The sequence below is a fragment of the Pseudomonas sp. 910_23 genome, from assembly GCF_052850795.1.
Window position 1 is genome coordinate 18,743 of sequence record NZ_VXCZ01000002.1, and the last position, 12,672, is coordinate 31,414.

9 protein-coding genes are annotated in these 12,672 nt (G+C 59.9%); 4 read left to right on the forward strand and 5 right to left on the reverse strand.

Going from position 1 to position 12,672, the window contains the following annotated elements:
• The first annotated feature begins 89 nt into the window (after nt 1–89).
• From FW800_RS02290 to FW800_RS02300, 3 genes are all read left to right on the forward strand, one after another.
• Nucleotides 90–2,999, forward strand: a complete 2,910-nt coding sequence (locus FW800_RS02290) for an aminotransferase (protein WP_446436885.1) — start codon at nt 90–92, stop codon at nt 2,997–2,999.
• Between the two features lie 120 nt (nt 3,000–3,119).
• The gene (gene aguA, locus FW800_RS02295) at nt 3,120–4,226 is read left to right on the forward strand and encodes an agmatine deiminase (protein WP_446436886.1); all 1,107 of its coding nucleotides are present in this window, start codon (nt 3,120–3,122) and stop codon (nt 4,224–4,226) included.
• 234 nt (nt 4,227–4,460) lie between these two features.
• Nucleotides 4,461–4,676, forward strand: a complete 216-nt coding sequence (locus FW800_RS02300) for a hypothetical protein (protein ID WP_446436887.1) — start codon at nt 4,461–4,463, stop codon at nt 4,674–4,676.
• A 33-nt stretch (nt 4,677–4,709) separates the two neighbouring features.
• Here FW800_RS02300 and FW800_RS02305 read toward each other — a convergent pair whose 3' ends face one another.
• Entirely contained in the window at nt 4,710–6,785 is a 2,076-nt protein-coding gene (locus FW800_RS02305; protein WP_446436888.1) for a TonB-dependent receptor, read from the reverse strand.
• Nucleotides 6,786–7,193: 408 nt separating this feature from the next.
• On the opposite strand from FW800_RS02305, the gene FW800_RS02310 reads away from it, so the two are divergent.
• The gene (locus tag FW800_RS02310; RefSeq protein ID WP_032878384.1) at nt 7,194–8,480 is read left to right on the forward strand and encodes an OprD family porin; all 1,287 of its coding nucleotides are present in this window, start codon (nt 7,194–7,196) and stop codon (nt 8,478–8,480) included.
• An 85-nt stretch (nt 8,481–8,565) separates the two neighbouring features.
• Here the strand turns inward: FW800_RS02310 and FW800_RS02315 are convergent, their stop codons facing one another.
• The 4 genes from FW800_RS02315 to FW800_RS02330 all read right to left on the reverse strand — a co-directional run bounded on the left by FW800_RS02315 (nt 8,566) and on the right by FW800_RS02330 (nt 12,386).
• On the reverse strand, nt 8,566–10,143 hold the full coding sequence (locus FW800_RS02315; protein WP_446436889.1) for a M48 family metalloprotease: 1,578 nt from the start codon (nt 10,141–10,143) through the stop codon (nt 8,566–8,568).
• Between the two features lie 13 nt (nt 10,144–10,156).
• A complete protein-coding gene (locus tag FW800_RS02320; RefSeq protein ID WP_032878382.1) occupies nt 10,157–10,522 on the reverse strand; it encodes a hypothetical protein in 366 nt (121 codons plus the stop codon).
• Nucleotides 10,523–10,559: 37 nt separating this feature from the next.
• The gene (locus tag FW800_RS02325; protein ID WP_446436890.1) at nt 10,560–11,903 is read right to left on the reverse strand and encodes a CHASE2 domain-containing protein; all 1,344 of its coding nucleotides are present in this window, start codon (nt 11,901–11,903) and stop codon (nt 10,560–10,562) included.
• A 198-nt stretch (nt 11,904–12,101) separates the two neighbouring features.
• Entirely contained in the window at nt 12,102–12,386 is a 285-nt protein-coding gene (locus tag FW800_RS02330) for a DUF3077 domain-containing protein (RefSeq protein WP_446436891.1), read from the reverse strand.
• Nucleotides 12,387–12,672 lie beyond the last annotated feature (286 nt).

Below are 12,672 nucleotides of genomic sequence, written 5' to 3' on the forward strand. Positions count from 1 at the left end.
GGGTGGTGCAAGTCCGGCGTTTACTGGGGGTTGCCTTGTGACCTGGAACAATGGCGATATAGACGTCTGAAAAAACAAAGGTCGTCACAATGTCGTTAGCCACATTGACCCACCGCGCCAGTTTACCTTGCCCACAAGTAAGCCCCGACCAGGCGGCAAGCCTACTCGAGCGGCATTATGGGATGAGCGGTGTGCTGCAAGCGTTGGGCAGTCAACAAGACCTCAACTACAAGATTGACAACGCCCAGGGCCGTTTTGTTCTCAAAATCTGCCGCGGTGACTACGCCGCCGTTGAACTTGAGGCCCAGCACGCGGCCCTCAATAGTCTGCAAGCACATGTCCATCTGCGCGTGCCCAAGGTGATTCAAGCGTTGGATGGTAGTGAGCTGCTGACGGTAGACGTGGACGGGCACACCCTGCACCTGCGGCTACTGGAGTACATCGACGGCCAGCCCCTCACGCATTTACCGCACCTGGGCCGCGATGTGATCGCAGGCTTCGGTGAGATGTGCGCGCAGATGAGCCTCGCGCTGCAAGGTTTCGAGCATCCGGGCCTTGCGCGTACCCTGCAATGGGATCCGCGCCATGCGCAGGCGTTGATCACTCATCTGCTGGCAACCTTGCCTGACCTGCCGCAACGCGCCGTATTGGAGCACGTAGCCACGCAGGTCGAGGCGTATGTCCAACCGTTGGCACCACGCCTGCCGTGGCAAGCGGTACATCTGGACATCACCGATGACAATGTGGTGTGCCAGCGTGATGCCCAGCGGCGCTGGCGTATCCACGGCGTGATTGATTTCGGCGATTTGGTGCACACCTGGCGGATTGCTGACCTGTCGGTAACCTGCGCGTCCCTGTTGCACCACGCTCACGGTGACCCGTTTGCGATTCTGCCGGCAATCCAGGCCTGTCACGCGGTGATGCCGTTACAGCGCGAAGAGTTGGAGGTGTTGTGGCCGCTGATCGTCGCACGCGCGGCGGTGCTGGTGCTCAGCAGTGAACAGCAGCAACGCCTGGACCCGGATAACACGTATTTAAAGAAAAACGCTGAGCACGAGTGGGAAATTTTCCATGTTGCGACGGCGGTGCCGTTTGCACTGATGCGAGCGGCGATTCTCACTGGCGTTGGCGAGACGTTGCCACCGGTTGCCAGCCATGACTTTGCACCCTTGTTGCCGGGCCTGGTGGGCCGCGAGTTCGCGCTGATCGACCTGGGCGTACTCAGCCCGCATTGGGAGGCCGGTAATTGGGAAACCCCGGGAATAGATCGGCGGTTGCTGGCTGAAGCAGCGGCAGTACATGGGCTGGCGGCCAGCCGGTATGGGCAATACCGCTTGTCGCGTACCTGTGCCGACAGCGCGGTAGAGCCGCAGACCTTCCCCCTCCATGTCGAACTGCACCTGCCCCACGGCAGCGTGCTGCAAGCCCCCTTTGCAGGCACGCTGCGTGAAGGCGCCGATGGCTTGCTGTGCTTGCACGACCCTAGGCTGAGCCTGCGTGTGTGGGGCTTAAAAACGTCACTCACGCCTGGAGCGTTGGTAGTGAAAGGGCAAGTAATGGGGGAGGTTCACGCGCCGTTGACTGTGCAGTTATGCAGCGCCGACCTTGAACCGCCACTGTTCTGCGCGCCCTCCCGAGCCTCGGCCTGGCAGGCGTTGTGCCCGTCACCGGCGGCGCTGTTGGGGCTGGCCTGCGATGCCGAGCCGGAACTGGACCCGCAGGCTCTGCTGGCCAGGCGTGATGCCAGCTTCGCCCGCTCCCAGAAGCATTACTACGTGGACCCGCCACGTATCGAGCGGGGCTGGCGCAACCACCTGATCGACATGCAGGGCCGATCCTACCTGGACATGCTCAACAACGTAGCCGTGCTGGGCCATGGTCACCCGCGCATGGCCGCGGTGGCAGCGCGGCAGTGGTCGCTGCTCAACACCAACTCGCGGTTTCACTATGCTGCGATTGCCGAGTTTTCCGAACGGTTGCTGGCGCTGGCGCCCAAGGGCATGGACCGCGTGTTCCTGGTCAACAGCGGCACCGAAGCCAATGACCTGGCGATTCGCCTGGCCTGGGCCTACAGCGGTGGGCGTGACATGCTCAGCGTGCTGGAGGCGTACCACGGCTGGTCAGTGGCGGCAGACGCCGTGTCCACATCAATTGCCGATAACCCCCAGGCATTGAGCAGCCGCCCGGACTGGGTGCACCCGGTGACAGCACCCAATACCTACCGCGGCGAATTCCGCGGGCCGGACAGCGCACCGGACTACGTGCGAAGCGTGGAACACAACCTGGCGAAAATTGCCGCAAGCCAGCGCCAATTGGCCGGATTTATCTGTGAGCCGGTATACGGCAATGCCGGGGGCATCTCTCTGCCGCCGGGTTATTTACAGCAGGTGTATGGCTTGGTCCGTGCCCAGGGGGGCGTGTGCATCGCCGATGAGGTGCAGGTAGGTTACGGCCGCATGGGCCACTTCTTCTGGGGCTTTGAAGAGCAGGGTGTGGTGCCCGACATCATCACCATGGCCAAAGGCATGGGCAACGGCCAGCCTTTGGGGGCGGTGATCACCCGTCGAGAAATTGCCGAGGCGCTGGAGGCCGAAGGGTATTTCTTCTCGTCATCGGGGGGCAGCCCGGTCAGTTGTCAAATCGGCATGGCGGTGCTGGACGTGATGGAAGAAGAGAAACTCTGGGAAAACGCCCAGGTGGTTGGCGGGCATTTCAAGGCTCGGCTGCAAGCGCTGATCGACCGCCATCCGCTGGTCGGAGCGGTACACGGTTCGGGCTTCTATCTGGGCCTGGAACTGGTGCGTGACCGACACACCCTGGAACCGGCGACGCAAGAGACGGCGCTGTTATGTGATCGTCTTCGGGAATTGGGGATTTTCATGCAGCCTACGGGTGACTACCTGAATATTCTCAAGATCAAACCGCCGATGGTGACCACCCGGCAAAGCGTGGACTTCTTTGTCGACATGTTGTCGAAAGTACTGGATGAGCAGTTGTGATAGATCGATTGTTATCGGCTATTTTGTGTAATATTCGGGATCTATAATCGTTAAGCGCTTCCAAAGCCGATTTTTATCCATATCAAGTCGGTCGTCACCCCATTCGGAGTTTTGAACGCCATGACCACCCTGCACAGTACACCTCGCGCCGATGGCTTCCATATGCCTGCCGAATGGGCGCCACAGACCCAAACCTGGATGATCTGGCCCGAGCGCCCCGACAACTGGCGTCTGGGCGGCAAGCCTGCGCAGGCCGCCCACGTGGCTGTGGCCAAGGCCATCGCCCGCTTTGAGCCCGTGACCGTTGCGGTTTCCGCCGGCCAGTACGAGAACGCCCGTGCACGCCTGGATGTACCCAATATTCGCTTGGTGGAAATGTCTTCCGACGATGCCTGGGTCCGCGATACGGGCCCCACGTTCGTGATCAACGACAGCGGCGAAGTGCGGGGCGTGAATTGGGATTTCAATGCTTGGGGTGGTTTTGACGGCGGCCTGTATGCACCGTGGAACCGTGACTCCCAGGTAGGCGGCAAGATCCTCGAGATCGAGCGCGCGCCGTGCTATCGCACCCAAGGCTTCGTGCTTGAAGGGGGTTCGATCCATGTGGATGGCGAAGGCACCCTGATCACCACCGAAGAGTGCCTGTTGAACCGCAATCGCAACCCGCACCTGGATCGTGCCGCCATTGAAGCTGTACTGGCTGATCACCTCGCGGTGGATAAGATCATCTGGTTGCCGGATGGCCTGTTCAACGACGAAACCGATGGCCATGTGGATAACTTCTGCTGCTATGTGCGCCCGGGCGAAGTGTTGCTGGCCTGGACCGATGACCCGCAAGATCCGAACTACCCACGCTGCCACGCAGCCATGGATGTGCTGCAAAACAGCACCGACGCCAAGGGGCGCGCGTTCATCGTGCATAAAATGCCAATCCCGGGACCGCTGTATGCCACCGAGGAAGAATGCGCCGGTGTCGACCCGGTGGACGGCAGCCAGGAACGTAACCCGAGCGTGCGGTTGGCCGGGTCCTACGTCAACTTCCTGATCGTCAACGGCGGCATCATCGCGCCGAGTTTCGATGACCCGCTGGACCACCAGGCCAAACAAATCCTGCAGAGCCTGTTCCCGCAGCACGAAGTGGTTATGGTGCCGGGCCGCGAACTGTTACTGGGGGGAGGCAATATTCATTGCCTGACCCAACAGCAGCCCGCACCGCACAGAAATTGAGTGCAGTTGTAACGGTGCTTTGAGGGCGCGTGGGCGCTGCGCAACCGCAGTGTTCCAGCCAAGCCCGCGACCCAGCCAGGTCGCGGGCTTTTTTGTATCTGAATACCAAGGCGAACGGCACATTGGCATAGCTCTTGTATCGCTGTCGGCACAGTGAATCTGTGCGATGACTGCGCAGTTCTGTCACAAACCTTGAGTAAGTTAGCCGCTCACGCAGCAGGAGAGAGCGCTGAAATGAATGCCGATATCGACCTGATGAACACGCGCACGTTTCACCCCTTGCGAGTCAACGGCGATGCGATCCATGCGTTGGCGCTATGGTTGAAGGCAAACGGCTCGCGCCAGGTCAGGCAGGTGCCTGACTTGCGCAGGGTGATGAGAGAACGCTACCCGGTGGGGTTGTTCACGGAGGATGAAGTGCAGGCGTTATGCGAGTTGATGAATAAGTGAAGGCACACTGCAGTCAGTGTGCCAGATGAAATATTAGAAACTGTAGGTACCGGTGACCACCAGGCTACGCGGCTCCCCTGGTTGAATCTGCGCCGCACTGGTCGCCGAGGCGTAGTAATTTTTGTCGGCAATATTGTTCAGCGCCGCTCTCACGTCCCACTCTTTCTGACGGAACCCGGCCAGCGCGTCCCAGCGCCCGTATCCCGGCAGTACCACGGTGTTGAGGTTGTCGGCGTAGCGATCACCCACCAGGGTCAAACCGGTTTCGGCGTACCAGCCCATTTCCGGTTTCCAGGTGATGAACACGCTGGCATTGCGCTTGGCCACGTCGCTGATACGTTTGCCTTCAAAGCCGTTGTTGTCCTTCTCCACCTTGGCGTCCTGCAGGCCTACACCACCGCGTACGTACCAGTTGTCGATGATCTTGCCGGTAGCCGTCAGCTCCACGCCGCGTGAGCGTTGCTCGCCGGTGAGCAGGGTAATGGTGCGGTCCAGCGGGTCGCTGGTGCGGCGGTTGTAGAGTTCCAGCTCGTACACGGCGAGGGTGGTGCTCAGGCGGTCGTCGAGCCAGTCGCTCTTCACGCCGATTTCCTTCTGCCTGGTCAGCTCCGGGCTCAGGTCGTTGACGTTCCCGGTGGCGTTCGGCGTGATACCGATCAGGCCGCCGCCCGCTGGCGAGAAGGTCTTGCTCCACGAGGCATAGAACGAATGATGCTCCAGCGGCGTCCACACCAGGCCGACGCGCGGGCTGGTGCTGTGGCTCTTCACGTTCTCCTGGGTGTTGAGCACCTTGCTGGTGGTGTCCACTTCAAAGCGGTCGTAACGCAGCCCGCCCAAAAGTTGCCACTGGTCGTTCAGGCGCAGTTGATCCTGCACGTACAGCGCGCTGCTTTCGACTTCAGTGTGGTTGTAACTCGACAGTCGCATGCTCCCTGTGTGGCTCAGGCGGCGATTGGGTTGGTTGAGGCCCAGGCTGGGGACCGTCCTGGCATCCCGAGCCGAGTACAGCTTCGGGTCGCGCCGCTGGCTGCCCAGCTCGATACCGGTGAGCAGGCGATGCTCCAGGCCAAATGTGTCGAAACCACCCTCCAGCTCAAGGTTGTTGAAAACATTGCGGGTGGTCAGGTCTTGCTGCCAGTGTTGGCGGCTGACGCTGTTGGTTTTCGCGTCGTAGCCGGTCTGGTAGGTGTTGTCGAAATCGCTGTCGAGCTTGAACACACCGAGGGTGTGGCGCAGTTGCCAGTTGGCGTTGAGCTCGTAGGCGAGCTTGGAACGCAGTGACTGGGATTTATCGTCGATGTAGTCGCCGTGATCGAAATAAGTGGTGCTGCGGCTCACATCCGCCGGGCGCCCGTTGACCCCGGGAATGCCACGGTCCGGCGTGCGGTTGTAGCGGCTGTATTCGTATTGCACCAGCCAGTTCAGGTCGGGCGTGAGCTGCCAGCTCATCGACGGCGCAAACAACTGGCGGTTGCCGCTGACGCCATCGCGAAAGCTGTTGTTGTCCTGGTTGCCCATGTTCAGACGCAGGCTGATGGTGTCGCTCGGGTCGGCGCTCAGGTCGGCATACAGGCTGCGCAAATCGTTGCTGCCACCTTGGGCTTCGATACTCGACTTATGACCCGGCGTGGGCAATTTGCTTACGCGGTTGACGATGCCGCCCTGGCCACCTCGCCCGTACAGCACGGCGGCCGGGCCCTTGAGCACTTCGATACGCTCGATGTTGTGCAGGTCGCGCACGTACTGGCTGTCGTCGCGAATGCCGTCCAGATAGAAGTCATTGCTGGCGTCGAAACCGCGTATGCGCAGGCTGTCGAAGCGTGTGTCGGCGCCGCTGCTGACGTTGGGAATACCGCTTAACGCCTGGCCCAGGTCGTTGGTGCCGTAGGACCGCAAGTTGTCGGTTTTCACCGAGTCGATCGCCTGGGGCACATAGCGTACGGAGGTCGCGGTGCGCGTGGCGGTGTTGGTCTCTTTGACCCGTGGGTCGTCTTCATCCGCTTCGGCATTGATCGAGGTCTCGGGCAATACCGTAGTCGCGCAGGCAAAACCGGCAGACAGCAGCATGGAGAGCCCAAGGGCGATGGGCGTCAGGCAAGGGGTGTGCATGGGGGTGTATCCAACAAGTTGGGCAGGAAATTTGCGCGAATGGTAATGCTTTGCATTTGCGCGTGTTATCTATTCCCTGTCGTGTCGCCTGTCAGATTTGTTACTTGATGTGTTTTTTATCGGTGGCGTAGGTCATTCAATCGTTTTCAGCGTAGTGCTTTAGCTCGCCCCTTAGACGAATATCGCCTAAATACAGACGATTCACGAAATTGACACATAGTTCAACGCCCGCATAGGATTGCGCCCAACGCCTGTGGCTCACCGCCATGACTTACTCCAATAAAAAAGGCCCGCGGCAGTTCAGTCGTCCGCGGGCTTTCTTTTTGCGGCAAAGGTCGACACCAGAAATAGCAACATGGAGCCTGGTGTCACAGCGCGTACTCAACCCGTAATAAGGAATATAAGAATATGTTGAAGCAACGGATGAGTCTGATCGCTCTGGGGATTTTGAGCGCATCGACAGCAATGGCAAACGACCAGGAGCAATCCAAGGGGTTTGTTGAAGATAGCCACCTGAACATCGCCGCACGTAACGCCTACATCAGCCGTGACTACAAAAACGGCAAGCAGGACAAAGCTGAATGGGGCCAAGGCTTCATCGGCAAGTTCGAATCCGGCTTCACCCAAGGCACCGTGGGTGTGGGTGTGGACGTGATTGGCCAATACGCTATCCGCCTGGACGGTGGTAAAGGCCGCAGCGGCGCTGGCGGTATCGACTTCTTCAAGCAAGGTGACAGCGGTGAAGCCGCCAACGACCTGGCCAAAGGCGGCGCGGCCGTGAAGGCGCGTATCTCCAACACCGTGATCAAATACGGTCAGCAAATGCCGGCCGTACCGGTCCTGCAATACGATAACTCGCGCTTGCTGTCGGAAACCTATGAGGGCACCTCGATTGTTTCCAAAGAGATCGCCGGCCTGCAACTGGACGCCGGTCACTTCACCAAGGAAGCTCGCAAGAGCGCCGAGGGCAGCGACAGCGGCCGCTTGAAGAGCATCAACTACATCGGCGGTAGCTACAAATTCACCGAAAGCCTGTCGGCTGCCCTGTATGCCTCCGACATGCAGGACGTGCTGAAAAAGCAATACGTCAACGTCAACTACGTGCTGGCCCTGCCAGAGAAGCAATCGCTGACGTTTGACTTCAACGGCTACAAAACCAAGCTTGATCGCAGTTTCGCCCTGGAAAACCAAGGTGATGCGGACGCACGCGACAACAAAATCTGGAGCCTGGGCGCGACCTGGGCCGTTGGTGCGCACAGCTTCACCCTCGCTCACCAGCGCAGCACCGGCGACACTGGCTACCTGTACGGCGGCTACCGCAACGCTGGCGGCATCGGCGACGGCGGCAATACCATCTTGCTGGCCAACTCCTACTGGTCCGACTTCAACGGCAAGGACGAGCGTTCCTGGCAAGCAGGTTACGGCATCGATTTCGCCACCTTCGGCGTACCGGGCCTGACCTACAACATTGCCTACGTGCGTGGCACCAACATCGACGACGGCACAGGCCGTGGCGATGGCACCGAGCGTGAAATCTGGAACCAGTTCAAGTACGTCGTACAGAGCGGCCCAGCCAAAGACCTGAGCCTGCGTGCTCGCGCCTCGTGGCTGCGCGTTTCCAACAACGCCAGCAACTACAACGTAGGCGGTAACGAAATCCGTCTGTTCGCCGACTACCCGATCAACGTTTTCTAATTGATCGAGCGTCGTGCCTGATGCCAGGCAATAAAAAACCCCGACTGGTTCGGGGTTTTTTTATGCCAGGAGCAAATGTTGCCGCCTAGGCCTTGGCCGGTGCGAGCTTCTTGCAGTTTTCCTTGCGTGTCGGGTACTGCTCGCACTTGCGCAACACCGTTTGCACCTGCTGCACATTCTGCAGTTGCTGGTTGGCCAACAGCTTTTCGGTGATGAACAGCTCCTCCGAGCCCAGATTGCGTTCAGCTTTGTCGATCATCGCCAGGGCCGATTGCCCATCACCCCGCTTGAGGTGATAGCTGATCATCAAGTCATAGGTGGAGGGGCCGGCCAGGGACCAGTCCTTGATCGCCTGCAACTCTTTCACCGCTTCGCTGTTTTTGCCCTGGGCCAGGCGCACGGTATAGGCCGTGCGCCGAATGCTCGGCTGGTCCTTGACCGGTGACGCCAGGGCCTTGCGGATAAACCCTTCAGCATCCGGCACTTTGTTTTTCTCCAGGGCATCGATGGCGAAGTACGCGTCTTTATAACCCTGTAAGGCCTTCGCCACTTGCGGCGTAGTCTTCATCTTCGACCAGCTTTGTGGGTTGACCCGAGCGCGGCGTTCCTGGCGATATTCGCGTTGCAAGTACTGGCGCAGCTCGGTGTCACGGTCCATCGCCGACATGTGCGAGCGGTTGAAGTATTGCGTGGTTGCGGTGATGCCGGTGGTCAAGCCGTCCTTGACCAGCACGTCGAGCTCTTTGGTGAACTGGTTGAGATTGAACTGCTGCAGCGAATCCTGCATGGCATTCTTGCGCGCCATGAGGAAGCCCGTGAGTAAGGGTTTCTGCTTGCCCTGGAAGTCATTGAGGCGCTCCAGGCTATGGGTGGCGGCACGCGGGGCGTAACCGGCGCGGATCATCAAGTCGGTGCCCAGCAAGTCGGCCTGGTCTTCCTGGCTGCGGCCCCAGGCGGTGCTCCATACCTGGTCGGAAAAGGTATTGGCCAGTGCGGTGTACAGCACTGTGTTACCGATGGTTTTCTGGGTGCCGGCCGGGTCTTTGCTGAACAGCTTCATCGTCCCGGAGCTGCGGTCGACGCCCGTATCGGCAGCCATGGTGGCCAAGGCGACCGTGGAGGCGACGGTGGTGAACATGTCTTTCTGCTGCTGGAAGGCAGCCATGCGGTCATGGTGATGTAACAGCACGTGGCTCATTTCATGGCCAAGCATCGCCGCGATTTCGTCTTCGCTGGCGACGTTGTCCAGCATACCCAGCGGCACGAACAGGTTGCCGTAAGGGTCTGCCGATGGCCCGAAACCATAACTGTCGGTGATCTTCACCTGCAGCGGCGGCAACTCCCCCGGCCAGCCCTTGGACAAGCGCGTGACAATGCCCTGCAAGTAGGCTTGCAGCATCGGGATATCCACCAGGTTCTGCTGACGCGCTTCGGCAGCCGGCACCGCCCGTCCGTCATAGCTCAGACGCTGCCGGCTCTGGCGCTGTGGGTCGAGCTTGTAATACTGGCGCACGTCGGTGTTGTCCACGTAGTGGCCCTGGACCCGGGATTGGGTCGAGGGCCCCACCAGGTTCAGGAACGCCTGGTCCGCGCCCTTCAAGGTGGCGCAACCGCTGAGCACCGAACTGGCCAATAGGCTGGCCGCGACTAGATATCCCTTCACCGCACCGCTCCTTTTATTGATTGCAACCGGCACCAAAACCAATGGTGGAGTTATTGCGGCTGTCTTTGGCCTGGCTTTTGGTCAGGCCCTGGCAAGGCAGGTCGACGACGTTCAGCGGCGGTTCGATGCGCAGGTCCATGGTGTCCAGCCAGACCTTCTGGCCCGCCAGCTCGACCTGCACCAGGTCCAGCGCCTGGTTGTACTGCAACACCGGTACGGGCTGGGTGGGCGCATCCTTTTTCGCCAACTCACGTTGTTGCTTGCCTTGCTCGTCCAGTACGGTCACCGGGTCGGCCAGGAACGCTTTGATACTGTGAGTTTCCGCCCAGGCACCCTGGGTGAAGAGGGCGGTGAGCAAAACGATGAGACTTCTGTTCATCCTTGAATTCCTTGAGTCAAATGACAAAACGGCACACTCAGCGGTCGCGGTCGAAGAAGGCTTCGATCCGCTCGCTGAACAACACCAACGACAGCAAAACAATACCCAGCACGTTGACCGGGGTGATGTCATTGAGGCTCAGCAACACACTGACCGCCGCCAACATCGACATCACCAACAGCCACGACGGGCACGGCGAAGTAAAAAACCAGATTTCCTGGCGCCGCCACCGGCTCCAGGTGCGCTGGCCCGCCAGGCGACGTGCGTGCAGCGCCTTGAGCACGGCAATCAACGCCAGCAGCCCGAGCTCCAGCAGGTCCAGCCAATTGAAGGGCAAGCGGGGAAAGTCGGCCGGTTCATGGTCGTAGTCCATGCCAGAATTGATCAGGTTATCCAGGGCCATGGCGTGCAAGTACACGCCGGGGAGTTGGCCATGTACCGGCGACTCCACCAGATCCCCCGTGGACGCGATATTGGCGCCCACCAGCACCAGGCGGTCGCGCAGCAACTCTGCAATCAATGCCTGATCGTCGGGGTCGCTGACCTCCAGGTCACTGGCCGACAACGTCAGCGTATAAGGGCACCGCGCCTGGGCCGAGTCATCAAGCTTCCAGAACACGGCCTGAAAGAACTGCGCCACCCCATCCAGCAGAAAATGCCGCGCGGGCGCGCAGTGGCTGATATCGGCAATACGCGTCTGTTCCGCCGCCAACTTCAGCCCCCACTGCACCGCAATGGGCTGGCGTTGCGCAGCGGTCTGCGCATCCTCCGGCGGCTTTTTGCAATGTTGCGTGGCACAAAACTCGCGGTACAGCGCCATCGCTGGGGTTTCCAAAAGCCCTGCCTGTGTGTGCATGGCCAGCGGGTACTTGTCGTCCACCCCTTCCCACACCACCAGCGCTGGGCGGCTGACCTGCATAAAAGGCGCCAGCGTGTTGGCCTGGCCCGCCTCCGCACGCGTCAACCCGGTATTGGCCAACCACAGCGGGATGCCCTGGCGCTGATAACGCTCAAACACATTCGCCAGCAACTGACTGCCCCGCGCCGGGTCGCCCAACGAGTGGTCATGGCTGTACAGCAAATCCACAAACACCGCCCGAGGCTTGTACGCCAGCAAGCGCTTGAACAACTTGCTCTGCTCGCCATAGGGCATGGGCCATGAGCTGTCATTGCGCATCAGGTAGGCATCATCAATCAACACCACCGCCACCCGCTGCTGCCCAAGGCTCGGGTAGTGGCTGGCGAACATGCGATTGAGCCACTGCGCCGACGCCTTGTCGCTGGAACTCGCCAGGCCGAAAGGATCAAGAATCGCCAGCAACACGATGATGACCGCCAGCCAATAGCGGCGGTATTTGAACAGCGGAGGGTTGGACAACATCCATGTCTCGATAAAAGCGCAAGCAAGGCGGGGTTTTTAAAGGAGTGGGGAGGGGGTGTCAATCGAATAAGTGGCTAAGTGCCATATTGCCTTTGGCTCGTCTTTCGCAAAAAGCCCCGACCTATTCAGGCCAGGGCTTTCCTGTGTGGGAGCCGGGCTTGCCCGCGATGACGTCAGCCCGCGAACCACACGACTTCTTTATTGCTCAACATTCCCTGGCGACTCCAACACCTTCACCACATCATCAATCACCGCCTTGCTCATCTCCTGCAAATAATGCGACGCCCAGGCATAACGGTCCGTGCCCTGCGTCAACGCCGCATCTTCTGCGAGCAGCTTGGCGAGGTGGAGCAAGTCGGAAACGTGATGCAAGGCTTCATGCAGGGAAACACCGCTGTTGACGCGGAACAGAGGTTGGTCGGAGTGAAAGGAAAAGGGGGTGACGCCGAGGGTGGTTAACGCAGACGCATTTGTAACGGTCATCGGTAAAACTCCCGTATCAAGTGAGAGCTACCACATTCGTTATCAGGCGAATTGGGTGGCAGCTGTGCGCAGGCTGATAAACCGGAGATACAGGAACCCGGCAGACCCGAAGGTCTCCCACGCACAGCCGCCATTGCACGAATTTTGAGGCGAAAAAAAACGCCTGCAAATCGGGTTTTGGGGGCGCTTGGTGTGCGCCTGCATCTTGCCGGGTTATCAGGCCCGGTCGCTGAATTGGCAGCGACAGGAGGGAGGGTAGCGTGGTGGGGCGTGGGGAGCAATCAGG